Below are 17,997 nucleotides of genomic sequence, written 5' to 3'. Positions count from 1 at the left end.
TGGTCAGACTTGTCCTTCGCCGGCAGGTTCACCGAGGAAGACGCCGTAGGGCGCCAGCACCAGCATGCGCTTTTCGCCCTGCGTCTGCACGGTGGCGGTCGATGCCAGCGGGTGGCCGGCCAGAGGCGCGAGCTCAGCGGACAGCGGCATCGACACCGGCACGTTCTTCAGATTGAAGATCGCCTGCATCGACCGGTTGCCGTCGCGCCGCTCGAACCGCAACACCTGTTCGGGCGCATCGAGGAACGCGATGCGCCCCGTGCGCAGCAGCGGCTGCGTGCGGCGCCAGTGCAGCAGCGCCCGGCTGAAGGCCAGCATCGAGGCCGCATCGCCGGCCTGTTGCTCGACCGCCAGCGGCAGGTGCGGGCCGTACACCGGCAGCCAGGGCGTGCCGGTGGTGAAGCCGCCGTGGGGCGCTTCCGCCGTCCAGGGCATGGGCGTGCGGCAACCGTCGCGGCCCTTGAACTCGGGCCAGAAGGCGCGGCCGTACGGGTCTTGCAGCAACTCGAAGGGCACTTCGGCTTCGGGCAGGCCCAGTTCTTCGCCCTGGTAGATGCTGGCGCTGCCGCGCAGCATCAGCAGCAGTGCGAGCCAAAGGCGGTCGCGCCGCGTGTCGGGTGGGCCGCCGTCGCTCCATCGCGTGGCGACGCGCGGCACGTCGTGGTTCGACAGCGCCCAGCAGCCCCAGCCGTCGGTGGCCGCCAGGGCATGGTCGAGCGCCTCGACCTGATGGCGCAGGTGCCTGGCGCTGTGATCGGCCGTCAGCAGGCTGAAGCTGTAGGCCAGGTGCAGGCGTTTGTCGCGCGCCGTGTACTGCGCCATGACGGGCGGCGCATTCTCGTCGCCGACCTCGCCCAGCGCCACTGCGCCGTAGCCGTCGAGCAAGCGGCGCAGGCGTTCGAGAAACAGCAGGTTCTCGGGCTGGCTCTTGTCATGCAGGTGCTGCTGCATCGCATAGGGGTTGTCGACGCGCACCGTGCTGACCTCGCCCTGCGATTCGACCGAGGCCGGCGGGTTGTCGCGCAGCAGCGCGTCATGGAACTGGTGGTTGCAGGCGTCGAAGCGAAAGCCGTCCACGCCGCGCTCGCACCAGAAGCGCACCTCGCCCAGCAGGGCGTCCTGCACGGCGGGGCAGTGGAAGTTGAGGTCGGGCTGCTCGGTGAGAAAGCTGTGCAGGTAGTACTGCCGCCGGCGCGAATCCCATTGCCAGGCCGAGCCGCCGAACACCGACAGCCAGTTGTTGGGCGGCGTGCCGTCGGGCCTGGGGTCGGCCCACACGTACCAGTCGGCCTTGGGGTTGTCGCGGCTCGCGCGGCTTTCGACGAACCACGCGTGCTGGTCGGAGGTGTGCGACAGCACCTGGTCGATGACGAGCTTGAGGCCCAGTGAATGCATGCGCGCCAGCATCGCGTCGAAGTCGGCCAGCGTGCCGAACATCGGGTCGACCGCGCGGTAGTCGGCCACGTCGTAGCCGAAGTCCTTCATGGGGGAGCGGAAAAAGGGCGAGACCCAGATCGCGTCGACCCCGAGGCTGGCCACGTGGTCGAGCCGGGCGGTGATGCCGGGCAGGTCGCCGATGCCGTCGCCATTGCTGTCCATGAAGCTGCGTGGATAGATCTGGTAGATCACCGCGCCACGCCACCATTCGCCGTTGCTGCTGCTCATGCTCATGCCTGCCCCTGTGGTCGGAATTCATTGTGGCATGCGAGATTCGGGCCAGTGGTACGGGCTTGCAGGCGCATGCGGCCTGGCGGCCCGCGAAGCTTTCTACACTGGGCGCCGTTTCCGCTTTTCAAAATGACATCAGATTCCGCTTCTTCCCTCGCCGCGCTCGAAGCGCGGCTCGCCCAGGACCTCGAATACCTCGGTTTTCCCGGCCGCCAATGGATGCCCGCCCGGCAGGTGGAAGGCGAGACGGCGCTCGACGTGGCGATCATCGGCGGCGGCCAGGCCGGCCTGGCCGCATCGGTGGCGCTGGCGCAGCAGGGCATTCGCGCCGTGGTGTTCGACCGTTCGCCCGCCGGCAACGAAGGCCCGTGGGCGACCACGGCGCGCATGGAGACGCTGCGCTCGCCCAAGGAGTTGACCGGTCCGGCGCTGGGCCTGCCCGCGCTGACCTTCCGCGCATGGTTCGAGGCCCAGTTCGGCCTCGAAGCCTGGACGGCCATGGACAAGATCCCGCGCCTGCAGTGGATGGACTACCTGGTCTGGTATCGCCGCGTGATGGGCGTGGACGTGCGCAACGACACGGCTGTTACCGGCATTCACCCGTTGCCCGATGCGACGTCCGTTCGCCTCGACCTGCGCACGCCGGAAGGTCCACGCAGCGTGCTGGCACGCCGTGTCGTCCTCGCCACCGGCCGCGACGGTCTTGGCGGGCCGGCCATTCCGGCTTTCGTGAATGCACTGCCGCGTTCGAAGTGGGCGCATTCATCGGACGAGATGGGCTACGGCCAGTTGCGCGGCCTGCGCGTGGGCGTGGTCGGCGCGGGCTCCTCGGCCATGGACAGCGCGGGCACCGCGCTGGAAGCTGGCGCGCACAGCGTCGAGCTGCTGATCCGCCGGCCCGACCTGCCGCGCGTCAACAAGGGCAAGGGTGCCGGCGTGCCGGGGCTCACGCAGGGCCACTACGACCTGCCCGATGAACTGAAGTGGCGCATCCGCCACTACATCAACGTGGCGAACGTGCCGCCGCCGCACGGCAGCACGCTGCGGGTGTCGGGGCATCCGAACGCCTTCTTCAACTTCGGCTGCCCGATCCTGTCGGTCGCGCCCGAGGGCGAGGCCATGCGCGTGTCGACGCCCAAGGGCGACTTCGTGTTCGACTTTTTGATCGTCTCGACCGGCTTCAAGGTCGACTGGGCCCATCGCCCCGAGTTCGACGGCATCGCCTCCCACGTGCGGACCTGGAGCGACCGCTTCGTGCCCGCCCCCGGCGACGAAGACCAGGAACTGGCCGACTCGCCCGACCTCGGGCCGGTCTTCGAATTCCAGCAGCGTGTGCCGGGTGAGTGCCCGGGGCTCGATCGCATCCATTGCTTCTGCTACCCGGCGGCGCTGTCGCACGGCACGGTGTCGGGCGACATTCCTGCCATCAGCGAAGGTGCCAAGCGGCTCGCCAGTGGCATCGCCAGCCTGTTCTACCGCGAAGACTTCGACCACCACTTCGCCAACCTCGAGGCCTACAGCGAGCCGGAACTGTTCGGCGACGAGTGGGTGCCGGCGCTGCCGCCCGGCGAGCGGGGTGCCGGGCAAGCCTCTTCAATTTCTTCCCCGTCTTCTTCCAAGGACCCCGCATGACGAACCCTGCCGTGCAGTTGCCGGCCATCGATGTGGTTGACCACGTCGTTCCCCTTTCCGCGAACCAACCGACCTGGGCATTGCGACAGCAGCGCGAGAAGGTCGTGTCCGCCACCCAGAGCAGCTATGACGCCATGTTCTCGCACAAGGTCGAGGGCCTCTCGCGCACCGAGCGCCTGCTGGTCGCGCTGCATGCCTGCCGCGTCTCGAAGGCGGCGAATCTTGCCGCGCACTACCGCGAGGAACTTGATGCCGAACGCGCGGATGCCGCCGTGGCCAACGCGGTGGAGCGTGGCGAGATCGCCTCGCTCGCCGATGCGCGATTGCGCGCGATGCTGCTCTTCACGGGCAAGCTGATCGAGCGGCCGATCGAAGGCGACCGCGCGGCCATCGACGCGCTGGCGGCGCATGGCCTGTCGACGCCAGCTCTCGTGGCGCTGAGCCAACTGATCGCCTTTCTCTCCTACCAGGTCCGCGTCGTTGCGGGACTGAAGGCGCTGGCCGCCGCGGAGGTGTCGGCATGACGCTCCCGATCCGCATCAAGGGCTTCACCACCGAGGTGTTGAGCTGGAAGCCGTGGCTCGACATGGTGAATGTCGGCACCGCCAGTGCGGGTCAGCTCGCGGCGTTGGACGAGATGAGCCCGCAGGCGCGCACCTCGCCGTATTTCCTGGTGCTCGCGCACCAGCCCGAGATCTTGCTGCAGCGCTCCATTGCCTTCAACGCGATCATGTTCGCGCCGGGCGGCATGCCGCGCGCCGAGCGCGAGCTGGGCGCCACGGTGGAATCGCGCGTCAACGGCTGCGTGTATTGCGCCTCGGTGCATGCGCAGCGCTTCGAGCAACTGGCCAAGCGCAACGATGTGATTTCGCAGGTGTTCGAGGAGCCGGCCTCCGCCGGCACCACGCCGCGCGAGAAGGCCATCGTCGCGTTCTCGGCCCGGCTGGGCACCGCGCCGGACCAGGTGTCGGCCGAAGACATCCGCGCACTGAAAGAGGTCGGGCTGAACGAGCTGGAAATTCTCGACCTGATCCACTCGGTGGCGCTGTTCGCCTGGGCCAACCGGCTGATGCTCAACCTCGGCGAGCCGGTCTTCCCGGCGGACGCCGCGGCGTAGGTCGCTACAGGCGGCCGAGCAGCCCGGCGACGGTTTCGTTGGCCAGGCCCAGCGGCGCCAGCAGGTCGTTCTCGCGCCGGAAGTCGATGCCGTTGACCAGCGAGGCGGCGTCGACGATGGTGCGCGTGGCGGGCGTCGGCACGCCGGCGATCGCGCCCAGCGCTTCGATGAACACGAGGCCGTAGGGCATGTCTTCGGTCACGTAGCGGGTGCCGGTATCGACCGGGCCGGGCGGGCCGCCGCGCTTGGCGTGCAGCTCGGCCGCGATGTCCTCGAGCCGCGTCGATGCGGTGCCGAAGGAGCGCGCGAAGTGCTCCTCGATGGGGCCGAGTTCGATGCCGAAGGCCCGCGCCACGGCGCGCCGCTCCAGGTCGAGCGCCTCGATCGCACGGGACACGCCCGGCGTCATGCAGTGGTACTGCGGCCAGTTCTCGGCGCGCTCGATGCGCGTCCAGTTGAAGACCGCGAGCGGGCCATGCGATTGCGGGTTGACGTTGGCCAGGGCGCTGGCCAACGTGCTCTCCTGCGCGAAGAAACCGTCGCCGAACAGCTCGGTACACAGCGCCACCGCCTGCCCGACGTGCGCGACCGGCAGGGCGGACACCCCGACGGCCTTGCGCCGCGTCATCACCTTGACCTGCGTGCCGGATGCGCGGCGCGCGGTCAGCACGGTCGTGCCGAAACTGGCGACGGTCACCCGCTTGCCGGCGCGCCGGGCGCTTTCGCAGAGATAGAGCGATGAAAGCGACGCCATCGAGCTGACGATGACCGTCTGGCCGTCGCGAATGAAGGGCAGCAGCGCATCCATCACGTGCCGGTGGCCGTTGACGGGCAGGGCGAGCAGCAGCACGTCGGACGCGTGGCACAGCTGCGCCGGGTCGTCGGCCACCTCGACCGTCACGCTGCAGGGCTGGACGCCGCTGGCTTCCAACTCTTGCGTGCGCAGGGCCTCGGCACCCTGGCCGCCCGGCGACCAGAGCGTGACGGCGTGGCCGGCGTGGCGCAGCCAGGCCGCACTGGCGAGCGCGATGGCGCCGGTGCCTGCGATGCCGACCCGGTGAATCTTCGTCGTGGTCTCAGTCAACTTTGATGCTGCCCTGTTTGATGACCTTGGCCCAGCGTTGGCTGTCCTCGGTGATCACCTTGCCCAGCGCCGCCGCATTGCCGCAGGTATTGACCGCGCCCAACTGCGCAAAGCGCTGCTTCGTTTCAGGCAGGTTGCACACCTCGACCAGCGCGGCTGAGAGTTTCTCGACACTCGCGGCGGGCATGCGCGCGGGGGCCATCACGCCGACCCAGACCGGCACTTCCATGCCCGGCAGGCCGGTCGCTTCGCCGACGGTCGGGGCCGTGCCCATGCTGGGCAGCGCCACGCGGGAGAAGGTGCCGAGCACGCGCGCCTTGTCGCTGACCACCATCGGCTCGATCGACGCCACGCTGGTGACGATCAGCGCCACCTGCCCGCCGAGCAGGTCGGTCAGCGCCGGCGCGGCGCCGCGGTAGGGCACGTGCAGCAGGTTCACGCCGCTCGCCTGGGCCAGCAGCGCGCCCGTCAGGTGAGAGACGGTGCCATTGCCGGTCGAGGCATAGGTCACCTGGCCGGGCTTGGCCTTGGCGTCGCGCAGCACGTCGGCCAGCGTCTTGTAGGGGCTTTCGGTGCGCACGGACACCGTCATGGGCGTGTCGCCGACCAGGGCCACCGGCACGAGGTCGTGCACCGGGTCATAGGGCAGCTTGGCCTGCAGATGGGGCGCGATGGTGATGGCGCCACCCGTGGCAAGCAGCACGGTGGCCCCGTCGGTCGCCTTGGCCACCGCGTCGGCGGCCACGATGCCGCCGGCGCCGGCCTTGTTGTCGATGATGACGGGCGCACCCAGCTTGTCGGTGAGCTTGGCGCCCAGGTAGCGGGCGATCACGTCCTGCGCGCCGCCGGAGGCGAAGGGCACGACGATGCGCAGGGGCTTGTCGTTGTGCTGGGCCCACAGGGGCGTGGCGGCGAGGCCGGCGGCGGCCGCAAGGCCCAGGGCGAGGTGTTTCAGGCGCAGTTTCATGGTGTTCTTTACGTCCGCATCACGGGAGAGTAAGCATGCATTTTTCGCGAAACACCGCGGAACCGGCTTTGCCGGGCCGCTGGTGTTGCCCCCGGTAGGGGGTGGAGAAGCGACACGAAGTGCGCGAAGCCTGGGGGCGAGTCTAGTCCGGCGCGATAATCCGCCTTCCCCGGCCACCCCGCGCCGGGCCTTGCCGAGCCGACATGAACCCCAGCTACAAACCCAGCGACGTCGAGTCCGCTGCCCAGGCGCAATGGAGCGCCGCCGATGCCTACCGCGTCACCGAAGACGCGAGTCGCAAGAAGTACTACGCCTGCTCGATGCTGCCGTACCCCAGCGGCAAGCTGCACATGGGCCATGTGCGCAACTACACGATCAACGACATGCTCACGCGCTACCTGCGCATGAGCGGCTACAACGTCCTGATGCCCATGGGCTGGGACGCCTTCGGCCTGCCGGCCGAGAACGCGGCGCTCAAGAACGGCGTGCCGCCGGCCAAGTGGACCTACGAGAACATCGCCTACATGAAGGGCCAACTCCAGGCCATGGGCCTGGCCATCGACTGGAGCCGCGAGATCGCCACCTGCGATCCGAGCTACTACAAGTGGAACCAGTGGCTGTTCCTGAAGATGCTCGAAAAGGGCATTGCCTACCGCAAGACCCAGGTCGTCAACTGGGACCCGGTCGACCAGACCGTGCTGGCCAACGAGCAGGTGATCGACGGCAAGGGCTGGCGCACCGGCGCCACGGTCGAGCGCCGCGAGATTCCGGGCTACTACCTGAAGATCAGCGACTACGCCGAAGAGCTGCTCGAATTCACGCAGCACAAGCTGCCGGGCTGGCCCGAGCGCGTCAAGCTGATGCAGGAGAACTGGATCGGCAAGAGCGAAGGCCTGCGCTTCGCCTTCACCCATGACATCAAGGACGCCAGCGGCAAGCTGATCCAGGACGGCCGCATGTACGTGTTCACCACGCGTGCCGACACCATCATGGGCGTGACCTTCTGCGCCGTGGCCCCCGAGCATCCGCTGGCCGCGCACGCCGCCACGCGCGACCCCAAGGTCGCGGCCTTCATCGAGGAATGCAAGAACGGCGGCACCACCGAGGCCGAGCTCGCCACGCAGGAAAAGAAGGGCGTGCCCACGGGCCTGACCGTCAAGCACCCGATCACCGAGGAGCAGGTGCCGGTGTGGGTCGGCAACTACGTGCTGATCGGCTACGGCGATGGCGCCGTGATGGGCGTGCCCGCGCACGACGAGCGCGACTTCGCCTTCGCCAACAAGTACGGCATCGAGATCATCCAGGTCGTGCTGGTCGACGATGAGCCGCACTTCGACTATCACAAGTGGCAGGACTGGTACGGCGACAAGCAGCGCGGCGTGACCATCAACTCCGACAACTTCAGCGGCATGGGCTACAAGGAGGCCGTGGCCGCCGTGGCGCATGCGCTGGGCCAGAAGGGCCTGGGCGAGCTGCAGACCACCTGGCGCCTGCGCGACTGGGGCGTGAGCCGCCAGCGCTACTGGGGCACGCCGATCCCGATCATCCATTGCGATGAACACGGCGCGGTGCCGGTCCCCGAGAAGGACCTGCCCGTGGTGCTGCCCACCGACTGCGTGCCCGATGGCTCGGGCAACCCGCTGAACAAGCACGAAGGCTTCCACGCCGGCGTGGTCTGCCCCGTCTGCGGCAAGCCCGCGCGGCGCGAGACCGACACCATGGACACCTTCGTGGATTCGTCGTGGTACTTCATGCGCTACTGCGACCCGAAGAACGACGACGCCATGGTGGCCGAGGGCGCCAACTACTGGATGCCGATGGACCAGTACATCGGCGGCATCGAGCATGCCATCCTGCATTTGCTCTATGCGCGCTTCTGGATCAAGGTGATGCGCGACATCGGCCTCGTGAAGGCCGACGAGCCCTTCGCCAAGCTGCTGACGCAGGGCATGGTGCTCAACCAGATCTTCTACAAGCGCAACGAGAAGGGCGGCAAGGACTACTTCCCGCCGTCCGAAGTCACGCCGGTGCTCGATGCGCAGGGCCGCATCACCGGCGGTACCACGGCCGACGGCACGCAGGTCGAGTACGGCGGTGTCGGCAAGATGGGCAAGAGCGAGCGCAACGGCGTCGACCCGCAAGACCTGATCGAGAAGTACGGCGCCGACACCGCGCGTCTGTACACGATGTTCACCGCGCCGCCCGAAGCCACGCTCGAATGGAACGACGCGGCCGTCGAAGGCAGCTACCGCTTCCTGCGCCGGGTGTGGAACTTCGGCGCTGCGCAGGCGGACGTGCAGCCGGTGGCGGCCAGCGGCCAGACCTTCGGCAAATCCGCCCAGGCGCTGCGCCGCGAAGTGCACACGGTGCTGCGCCAGGTCGACTACGACTACCAGCGCATGCAATACAACACGGTGGTGTCGGGTGCGATGAAGCTGCTCAATGCGCTCGAAGGCTTCAAGCCCGACGGCAGCGCGGGCGACGCGGCCGCGGTGCGCGAAGGCTTTGGCATCCTGCTGCGCTGCCTGTACCCCGCCACACCGCACATTGCCCAGCAACTCTGGAACGAACTCGGCTACGACAAGGACCTGGGCGGCCTGCTCGACGCGGCCTGGCCGACGGTCGACGTCAGCGCGCTGGTGCAGGACGAGATCGAGCTGATGCTGCAGGTCAACGGCAAGCTGCGCGGCAAGCTGCTCGTGCCCGCCGGCGCCTCCAAGGACGAGATCGAGAAGCTGGCGATCGCCTGCGACGACTTCGTCAACTTCGCCGAAGGCGCGCAGCCCAAGCGCGTGATCGTGGTTCCCGGCCGCCTGGTCAACGTGGTCCTTTGAACGACTCAAGCATGAACACACGCAATGTCTCGCTGCCGCGCCGCGGCTTTCTTCTCGGCCTCACGGCGGCGGGTGCTTCGCTGGGGCTGGCCGGTTGCGGTTTCGAGCTGCGCAAGGCGCCGGTCTTCGCGTTCAAGACGCTGTCGATATCGGGCAACACCGCGATGATCAACCAGCTGCGGCGCGAGATCCGGGCCACTGGCACCGTGACGCTGGTGCCTTCCGAGGAGTCGAAGACGGCCGATGCGGTGCTCGAAATCGTCGGTGAAGACCGCGACCGCTTGATCATCTCGACCAACTCGCAGGGCCAGCTGCGCGAGCTGCAACTGCGCCTGCGCGTTCGCTTCCGGCTGCACACGCCGGGCGGCAAGGACCTGCTGCCGGTCTCCGAGGTCTCGCAGACGCGCGACCTGAGCTACAACGAAACCAATGCGCTGGCCAAGGAAGGCGAAGCCGAGCTGCTGTTCCGCGACATGCAGTCCGACATCGCACAGCAGGTGATGCGCCGCCTAGCGGCTGTGAAAACGCTGTAGGCCAGGGCTCTCGCGATTCCATGCAACTTGCCAGCGCCCAACTCGGTGCCCACCTGCAGAAGGGCCTGAAGCCGCTCTACACGATCCACGGCGACGAGCCCCTGCTCGCGCAGGAAGCGGCCGATGCCATCCGCGCCGCCGCGCGCACGCAGGGCTACACCGAGCGCAGCTCGTACACCGTGGCCGGTGCGCATTTCGACTGGAGCGCGGTGCTCGCGGCCGGTGGCTCGCTCTCGCTGTTCGCCGACAAGCAGATCGTCGAGATCCGCATTCCCTCGGGCAAGCCCGGCAAGGACGGCAGCACCGCCCTGCAGCAACTGGCCGAAGGGGCGCCCGGCAACGACAGCACGCTCACGCTGGTGATGCTGCCGCGCCTGGACAAGGCCACGCGCACTGGCGCCTGGTTCTCGGCGCTCGAGAACAACGGCGTGAGCATCCAGGTCGATCCCATCGAACGCGCCGCGCTGCCGCAATGGATCGCGCAGCGCCTTGGGCTGCAGGGCCAGCGCGTGATGCCCGGCGACGAAGGCCAACGCACGCTGCAGTTCTTTGCCGACCGGGTCGAAGGCAACCTGCTGGCCGCGCACCAGGAAATCCAGAAGCTCGCGCTGCTCCATCCGGCCGGCGAGCTGAGCTGGGAGCAGGTCGAGGGTGCGGTCAACAACGTGGCGCGCTACGACGTCTTCAAGCTCTCCGAAGCCGTGCTGGCCGGCAATCCGCAGCGCGTGGCGCGCATGCTCGACGGCCTGCAGGCCGAGGGCGAGGCCGAGGTGTTGGTGCACTACACGCTGGCCGAAGACATCCGCGCCCTCAAGCGCGTGAAAGACGCCATGGCCTCCGGCCGGCCGCTGCCGATGGCGTTGCGCGAAAACCGCATCTGGGGCCCGCGCGAGCGCGCCTTCGAGCGGGTGTTGCCGCGCCTGGACGACCGCATGCTGACCCGGCTGTTGCGTTCGGCCCACGTGGTGGACGGCATCGTGAAGGGGCTGAAACAGCCCGACTGGCCGGCCAGCGGCTGGCAGGCCCTGCAGCGGCTGGCGCTGATGCTGTGCCGTGCTTGCAGCAGCAGCGCGGCCGCCGCTCCGCGTCGCGCCTGAGTCCGCGTGATGGCTTCAGGCGTCAAAAAACCTCTGTAAGCCGGGCCACAGGTCGGCGTGGGAAAATGCCGACATGAACGCGTTTAACGTCAGCGAGCACATGCAAACCCTGGGTTTGCAAGCAAAAGCCGCAGCATTCCTCATGGCCCGTGCGGATGCAGCTACCAAAAACATAGCATTGAAGGCACTGGCCCGCCGGCTGCGCGAAGCCGGCCCGGTGCTGGTGACGGCCAACCAGAAGGACCTGGAGCGCGCCACGGCCGCCGGCCTCTCGGCGCCCATGGTCGACCGCCTCAAACTCACGCCCAAGGTCATCGAGACCGTTGCCCTCGGCTGCGAGCAACTCGCCGGCATGGCCGACGTGATCGGCGAAATCATCGGCATGAAGCAGCAACCCAGCGGCATCCGCGTGGGCCAGATGCGCGTGCCGATCGGCGTGTTCGGCATGATCTACGAGAGCCGTCCCAACGTGACCATCGAGGCCGCGAGCCTGGCGATCAAGAGCGGCAATGCGGCCATCCTGCGCGGTGGCTCCGAAGCCATCGAATCGAACAAGGCGCTGGCGCTGCTGGTGTCCGAGGCGCTGGCCGAAGCGGGCCTGCCGGTCGAGGCCGTGCAACTGGTGCAGACCACCGACCGCGAGGCCGTGGGCCAGCTGATCGCCATGCCCGAGTTCGTCGACGTGATCATTCCGCGCGGCGGCAAGGGCCTGATCGAGCGCATCAGCCGCGATGCCAAGGTGCCGGTCATCAAGCACCTGGACGGCAACTGCCACGTGTACGTGGACGACACGGCCGAGTTCGACATGGCGCTGCGCATCGTCGACAACGCCAAGACCCAGAAGTACAGCCCCTGCAACGCGGCCGAAGGCCTGCTGGTGTCGGCCACGGTGGCGGAAGACTTCCTGCCTGAAATCGCCGCCATCTTCGCGGCCAAGGGTGTGGAAATGCGCTGCGACCCTGTGGCCGCACGCATCCTGCGGGCCGACGGCGCGGTCGGTGCCCAGGCAAAGATCGTCGACGCAGTCGAATCCGACTGGTCCGAGGAATACCTGGCCGCGGTGATCAGCATCAAGGTCGTGGCCGGTGTCGACGAGGCCATCGCGCACATCAACCGCTATTCGAGCCACCACACCGACGCCATCGTCACGCGCGACCACGTGCACGCACAGCGCTTCTTGCGCGAGGTCGATTCGGCCAGCGTCATGGTCAATGCGAGCACCCGCTTCGCGGATGGCTTCGAGTTTGGCCTGGGTGCTGAAATCGGCATCAGCACCGACAAGTTCCACGCGCGCGGGCCGGTCGGCATCGAGGGGCTGACCTCGCTGAAGTACGTGGTGCTCGGTCAAGGCGAAGTGCGGACCTGATGCACGCCCCGTCGGTCTTGTCATCGGGGCGGACATCCCCAAATCCTACAATTCCGCTCCACCTTTAAGCACAAAACCAACAAGGCCGCCGCATGGTTCCGCATCTCGTCACTGCCCTGACCGGCCCGATCAACGAACTGGAGCAGCGGGTACTCGACTCGATGCCCGCCATCGAGCGCTGGTTCCGGCTCGAATGGATGGAGCACACGCCGCCGTTCTACAGCGCCGTCGACATCCGCAATGCGGGCTTCAAGCTGGCGCCCGTGGACACCAACCTGTTTCCCGGTGGCTGGAACAACCTCACCAAGGAAATGCTGCCACTGGCAGTGCAGGCCGCGCAGGCGGCCATCGAGAAGATCTGTCCGGAAGCGCGCAACCTGCTCGTCATTCCGGAAAACCACTCGAAAAACACCTTTTATCTCGCCAACGTCGCGCAACTGGTGCGCATCTTCCATATGGCGGGGCTCAACGTGCGCATTGGCTCGATCGATCCGGCGATCAATTCGCCCAAGAAGATCGAGTTGCCGAACGGAGACACCGTGACGCTGGAGCCGGTGGTGCGCAGCAAGCGCCGCCTGGGGCTCAAGAACTTCGATCCCTGCACAATTCTTCTCAACAACGAGCTTTCTGCAGGAACGCCGGGCATCCTCGAAGACCTTCACGAGCAATATCTGCTGCCGCCGCTGCACGCTGGCTGGTCGGTGCGCCGCAAGAGCAACCACCTGCACAGCTACGAAGAGCTGTCCAAGCGCTTCGGCAAGCTGCTGGGCATCGACCCCTGGCTGATCAACCCGATCTATGCGCGCGCCGAAGGCGTCGACGTGGCCGAGGGCCGCGGCATCGACGTGCTGACCAGCCATGTCGACGCGGTGCTGACCAAGGTGCGCCGCAAGTACAAGGAATACGGCATCAACGAGAAGCCCTTCGTGGTCGTCAAGGGCGGCCACAGCGGCAGCGGCAGCCCGGGCGTGATCACCGTGCGCGACGCCAAGGATGTTGAGACGCTGATCGGCAAGTCGCGCACCAGCACCTCTTCGGCCGCCAAGACCAGCGCCGGCAGGGACCTGCGCGAACCCACCGAGCTGATCGTCCAGGAAGGCGTGCTGACCAACGAGCGCGTGCACAACGGCGTGGCCGAGCCGGTCGTCTACATGATGGACCGCTACGTGGTGGGCGGCTTCTACCGGGTGCACGCCGAGCAGGCGGCCGACGAAAACCTCAAGCTGCCGGGCGCGAGCTTCGTGCCGCTGGCTTTTTCCGAAAGTGCGCACTTGCCGCAGCCTGGTGCCAAGCCCGGCGCGAGCGCGCCGAACCGCTTCTACATGTATGGGGTGGTCGGCCGGCTGGCCATGGTGGCGGCCAGCTACGAGATGGAAGCAACCGATCCGGACGCCGAAATCTACGAATGATTGAAGGGGCGGGTTGCGGCAGCGGCGCGCAACGGCAAAATAGCGGCCCCACATCAACGGAAACAAAAGGGCGGAGGGGATGCGTGGCGGGCGAGAGCCTGCTGCCATGGGTCCCCGGTGTGTCTGACGCATCGATCAAGCTGCAAGCCCTTTTCCCATCGACTTCGTGTCAGCCCCCAAATCCCTCTCAGCCGGCCTGATCGTCGGCGCCATCGGCGTTGTCTATGGCGACATCGGCACCAGCGTGCTGTATGCGGTCAAGGAAGTGTTCGGCCACGGCCATGTGCCGTTCACCGTCGAGAACGTCTACGGCATCCTCTCGATGTTCTTCTGGACGCTGACCGTCATCGTCTCCATCAAGTACGTGGTGCTGGTGCTGCGGGCCGACAACGAAGGCGAGGGCGGGCTGGTCGCGATGCTCGCGCTGGCCTCGCGCGCGGTGGCCGATAACCCCAGGCTGCGCCACCTGCTCCTGGTGGTCGGCATCTTCGGAACCTCGCTCTTCTATGGCGACGGGGTCATCACCCCGGCCATCTCGGTGCTGTCGGCGGTCGAAGGCCTGGAGGTGGTGTCGCCGCACTTCACCCACTATGTGATCCCGATCACGCTGGTCGTGCTGTTCTGCCTGTTCGCGGTGCAAAAGCGCGGTACGGCGGGCATCGGCAAGTTCTTCGGGCCGATCACGCTGACGTGGTTCATCGCGATCGCGGTGCTGGGCGTGTGGCAGATCCTGCACCACCCTGAAATCATCAAGGCGCTGAACCCCTGGTATGCGCTGAGGTTCATCTGGAGCAACCCGGGAACGAGCTTCATCCTGCTCGGCGCCATGGTGCTGTGCGTGACCGGTGCCGAGGCGCTGTATGCCGACCTGGGCCACTTCGGCAAGCAGCCGATCCGCATCGCGTGGTTCTCGGTCGTCATGCCGGCGCTGACGCTCAACTACCTCGGCCAGGGCGCGCTGCTGCTGGAGAACCCCGAGGCCGTGAAGAACCCCTTCTTCATGATGGCGCCCGAATGGGCGCTCATCCCGCTGGTGATGCTGGCCACGGCGTCCACGGTGATCGCGTCGCAGGCGCTCATCACCGGGGCGTTCAGCGTCACGCGGCAGGTCATCCAGCTGGGCTACCTGCCGCGCCTGAACATCGAGCACACCAGCGTGCGCACGGCGGGGCAGATCTACATTCCGCTGGTCAACTGGGGCCTGTTCGTGGCCATCGTGCTGGCGGTCGTGATGTTCCGCACCTCGAGTAGCCTGGCCGCGGCCTACGGCATCGCGGTGACGACCGACATGCTGATCACCACGATCCTGACCTTCTTCGTGATCCGCTATGCGTGGAAGTTGCCGCTGGCGCTGTGCATCGCCTCGACCGCCGTCTTCTTCGTGGTCGACTTCCTGTTCTTCGCGTCGAACCTGCTCAAGCTGTTCGAGGGCGGCTGGTTCCCGCTGATGATCGGCGGCTTCGTCTTCACGCTGATGATCACCTGGAAGGAAGGCCGGCGCCTGATGGGCGAGGCACAGCACGCCGACGCGATCGACCTGAAGTCCTTCCTTGCCTCGGTGTTCGTGAGCCCGCCGGCGCGTGTCGACGGCACCGCGGTGTTTCTCACGGCCGAGCCGGGTGTCGTGCCCAATGCGCTGCTGCACAACCTGAAGCACAACAAGGTGCTGCACGAGCAGAACATGTTCGTCACCGTGCGCAATCACGAGGTGCCCTGGATTCCCATGGACAAGCGCATCGAGATCGAGGCGCTCGGCAACCATTGCTGGCAGGTGATCGTGCACTACGGCTTCAAGAACGACATCGACCTGCCGCGTGCGCTCGACAACGCACGCCTGCGCGGCTGCCAGCTGGAGCCGATGGCCACCAGCTACTTCCTGTCGCGTGACGTCGTGATCCCCACGCTCGGCAGCGGCATGGCGCCGTGGCGCGAGAAGCTCTTCGCGCAGATGCACCACAACGCGAGCGGTGCGGCCGCATTCCTGGGGTTGCCGAACAACGCGGTCGTTGAACTAGGGTCGAAGATCGAAATCTGAGGCCGGCGGCACAATCGCCCGATGTCGTTCTTCAAAGACCTGAGCCTCTCGGCTTTCACCGCGGGCTTCGTCGCCGTGCTCGTGGGTTTCACAAGTTCGGTGGCCATCGTGTTCCAGGCCGCGCAGGCCTTCGGCGCCACGCCGGAGATGGCGGCTTCGTGGATGTGGGCACTGGGCATTGGCATGGGGCTGGCCTCGGCGCTGCCCTCGCTCTGGTGGAAGAAGCCCGTGATGATTGCCTGGAGCACGCCCGGCGCGGCGGTGCTGGCCGTCGCCGGCATGGGCTACGGCATGGGCGAGGCGGTGGGCGCCTTCATCGTGTGCGCGGTGCTGATCGTGCTTGCAGGTGCCACCGGCTGGTTCGAGCGGGTGATGAACAAGATCCCGATGGCGATTGCTTCCGCTTTGCTCGCGGGCGTGCTGGCGCGCTTCGGCCTGTCGGCCTTCATTGCGGCGCAAACCGCGTTGCCCCTGGTGCTGCTGATGCTCGGCACGTACTTGGTCACCAAGCGGCTGCTGCCGCGCTACGCGGTGCCGCTGACCTTGCTCGTGGCCATCGTCTTCGTCGCGGCGCGCGGGCAACTGGCATGGTCTTCCGTGCACTTCGCGTTCACCTGGCCGGTGTTCACGATGCCGGTCTTCAGCTGGCAGGCCATCGTCAGCCTGTCGCTGCCGCTGTTCGTCGTGACGATGGCCTCGCAGAACCTGCCGGGCGTGGCTGCGATCCGCGCGAGCGGGTACAGCGACCTGCCGGTCAGCAAGCTCATCACCATCAGCGGCCTTGCGACGCTGGTGCTCGCGCCTTTCGGTGCGTTCGCGCTGAACCTGAGCGCGATCACGGCTGCCATGTGCATGGGCCGCGAGGCGCATGAAGACCCGGCGCGCCGCTACACGGCGGCCGTGAGTTGCGGTGCCATCTACGTGGTGATCGGGCTGTTCGGCGCGGCGGTCACTGGGCTGCTTACGGCCTTTCCGAAGGAGCTGGTGGCATGCATCGCGGGGCTGGCATTGCTGGGCACCATCGGCGGTGGGCTGGCTGCGGCGGTGCGCGACGAAGCGCATCGCGAGGCGGCACTGATCACCTTCCTGGTCACGCTGTCCGGCGTCACGCTCGCGGGCATCGGCTCGGCGTTCTGGGGCGTGGTGGCCGGCGCCGTCGCGCTCGCCGTGCAGCAGATCGGACGCGCACCTTCAGCGGAAAAGGCCCCGGCCGGCAAGGACATCGCTGCTTCCGGCAACATCGCGCCAGACACCCCAGTGGCCGCCGCTCCCGGCGCCGGAAAGAACGCCTGATGAAAAACATCCTCTTCGTCGCCGACCCGCTCGATCATTTCAAGATCTACAAGGACACGACCTTCTCGATGATGCGCGAGGCGCAGCGCCGCGGCCACCGCATCGCGGCCTGCCTGCCGCAGGACATCCAGTGGAAGTCGGGCGGGCTGGTCACGGCCACGGTGCAGCAGATCACGCTGACCGGCGACAGCAAGGACTGGTACCGCATCGACATCACCGAGTCGAAGGCGCTGAAAGATTTCGACGCCGTGCTGATGCGCAAGGACCCGCCCTTCGACGCCGAGTACATCTACGCGACGCACCTGCTGCAGCAGGCCGAGCGCGAAGGCGCGCAGGTGGTCAATTCGCCGCGTGCGCTGCGCGACCACCCCGAGAAGCTCGCGATCATGGAGTTTCCGCAGTTCGTCACACCAACGCTGGTCACGCGCAGCGCGCAGGCCGTGCGCGACTTCCATGCGGAGCACGGCGACATCATCCTGAAGCCGCTCGACGGCATGGGCGGCATGGGCATCTTCCGCGTGAAGCAGGACGCGCTGAACCTGGGCTCCATCGTCGAGACGCTCAACAAGGACGGCGCCGAAACGATCATGGTGCAACGCTTCGTCCCCGAGGTCGTCCAGGGCGACAAGCGCATCCTGATCATCGCGGGCGAGCCGGCGCCCTTCGTGCTGGCGCGCATTCCGCAAGGCACCGAAGTGCGCGGCAACCTTGCCGCCGGTGGCAAGGGCGTGGCGCAGTCGCTGACCGCGCGCAACCGCGAGATCGCCGAGGCCGTGGGCCGGGCACTCGCGCCGCGTGGGCTGCTGCTGATCGGGCTCGACGTGATCGGCGATTCGGTCACCGAGATCAACGTGACCAGCCCGACCTGCTTCCAGGAGATCACCGAACAGACCGGCTTCGATGTGCCGGCCATGTTCATCGATGCGCTCGAAGCGCATCTGGTCGGCGCCGCGTAGCACCGG

14 protein-coding genes are annotated in these 17,997 nt (G+C 67.2%); 11 read left to right on the top strand and 3 right to left on the bottom strand.

Annotation, left to right across the window (positions count from 1 at the left end; translation table 11 throughout):
* Positions 1-3: 3 nt before the first annotated feature.
* Positions 4-1,671 (bottom strand): alpha-glucosidase, encoded by a 1,668-nt coding sequence (locus BLQ28_RS26425; protein WP_093246301.1) that lies wholly within the window; start codon positions 1,669-1,671, stop codon positions 4-6.
* 126 nt (positions 1,672-1,797) lie between these two features.
* On the opposite strand from BLQ28_RS26425, the gene BLQ28_RS26420 reads away from it, so the two are divergent.
* From BLQ28_RS26420 to BLQ28_RS26410, 3 genes are read left to right on the top strand one after another with little or no spacing between them, the layout of a single operon-like run.
* Positions 1,798-3,300 (top strand): NAD(P)-binding domain-containing protein, encoded by a 1,503-nt coding sequence (locus BLQ28_RS26420; protein WP_093246300.1) that lies wholly within the window; start codon positions 1,798-1,800, stop codon positions 3,298-3,300.
* On the top strand, positions 3,297-3,824 hold the full coding sequence (locus BLQ28_RS26415) for a CMD domain-containing protein (protein WP_093246299.1): 528 nt from the start codon (positions 3,297-3,299) through the stop codon (positions 3,822-3,824). The genes BLQ28_RS26420 and BLQ28_RS26415 overlap by 4 nt, the downstream gene beginning before the upstream one ends.
* Positions 3,821-4,417 carry a peroxidase-related enzyme gene (locus BLQ28_RS26410; protein ID WP_093246298.1) on the top strand — a complete coding sequence of 199 codons (597 nt, stop codon included), beginning with the start codon at positions 3,821-3,823 and terminating at the stop codon, positions 4,415-4,417. The genes BLQ28_RS26415 and BLQ28_RS26410 overlap by 4 nt, the downstream gene beginning before the upstream one ends.
* A gap of 4 nt (positions 4,418-4,421) precedes the next feature.
* Here BLQ28_RS26410 and BLQ28_RS26405 read toward each other — a convergent pair whose 3' ends face one another.
* The gene (locus tag BLQ28_RS26405) at positions 4,422-5,501 is read right to left on the bottom strand and encodes an NAD/NADP octopine/nopaline dehydrogenase family protein (RefSeq protein WP_093246297.1); all 1,080 of its coding nucleotides are present in this window, start codon (positions 5,499-5,501) and stop codon (positions 4,422-4,424) included.
* On the bottom strand, positions 5,494-6,468 hold the full coding sequence (locus BLQ28_RS26400) for a Bug family tripartite tricarboxylate transporter substrate binding protein (RefSeq protein WP_093246296.1): 975 nt from the start codon (positions 6,466-6,468) through the stop codon (positions 5,494-5,496). Before BLQ28_RS26400 ends, BLQ28_RS26405 begins: the two co-directional genes overlap by 8 nt.
* A gap of 203 nt (positions 6,469-6,671) precedes the next feature.
* Here BLQ28_RS26400 and leuS point away from each other — a divergent pair, with 203 nt between their 5' ends.
* The 8 genes from leuS to gshB all read left to right on the top strand — a co-directional run bounded on the left by leuS (position 6,672) and on the right by gshB (position 17,991).
* Entirely contained in the window at positions 6,672-9,302 is a 2,631-nt protein-coding gene (gene leuS, locus BLQ28_RS26395; RefSeq protein ID WP_093246295.1) for a leucine--tRNA ligase, read from the top strand.
* An 11-nt stretch (positions 9,303-9,313) separates the two neighbouring features.
* Positions 9,314-9,835, top strand: coding sequence for an LPS-assembly lipoprotein LptE (gene lptE, locus BLQ28_RS26390; protein ID WP_093246294.1), 522 nt, complete (start codon positions 9,314-9,316; stop codon positions 9,833-9,835).
* 20 nt (positions 9,836-9,855) lie between these two features.
* Complete coding sequence (gene holA, locus BLQ28_RS26385) at positions 9,856-10,932, top strand: DNA polymerase III subunit delta (RefSeq protein WP_093246293.1); 1,077 nt, start codon at positions 9,856-9,858, stop codon at positions 10,930-10,932.
* A gap of 73 nt (positions 10,933-11,005) precedes the next feature.
* Positions 11,006-12,298, top strand: a complete 1,293-nt coding sequence (locus tag BLQ28_RS26380) for a glutamate-5-semialdehyde dehydrogenase (protein WP_093246292.1) — start codon at positions 11,006-11,008, stop codon at positions 12,296-12,298.
* A gap of 92 nt (positions 12,299-12,390) precedes the next feature.
* Positions 12,391-13,707, top strand: a complete 1,317-nt coding sequence (gene gshA, locus BLQ28_RS26375; protein ID WP_093246291.1) for a glutamate--cysteine ligase — start codon at positions 12,391-12,393, stop codon at positions 13,705-13,707.
* A 166-nt stretch (positions 13,708-13,873) separates the two neighbouring features.
* Positions 13,874-15,742 (top strand): potassium transporter Kup, encoded by a 1,869-nt coding sequence (locus tag BLQ28_RS26370; RefSeq protein ID WP_093246290.1) that lies wholly within the window; start codon positions 13,874-13,876, stop codon positions 15,740-15,742.
* Positions 15,743-15,763: 21 nt separating this feature from the next.
* Positions 15,764-17,035, top strand: coding sequence for a benzoate/H(+) symporter BenE family transporter (locus BLQ28_RS26365; RefSeq protein WP_093246289.1), 1,272 nt, complete (start codon positions 15,764-15,766; stop codon positions 17,033-17,035).
* Positions 17,035-17,991 carry a glutathione synthase gene (gene gshB / locus BLQ28_RS26360; protein WP_093246288.1) on the top strand — a complete coding sequence of 319 codons (957 nt, stop codon included), beginning with the start codon at positions 17,035-17,037 and terminating at the stop codon, positions 17,989-17,991. Before BLQ28_RS26365 ends, gshB begins: the two co-directional genes overlap by 1 nt.
* Positions 17,992-17,997: the final 6 nt, after the last annotated feature.

Source organism: Variovorax sp. EL159 (genome assembly GCF_900100965.1).
Lineage (GTDB): Bacteria > Pseudomonadota > Gammaproteobacteria > Burkholderiales > Burkholderiaceae_C > Variovorax.
This window is presented reverse-complemented; position numbering and strand designations above follow the sequence as displayed.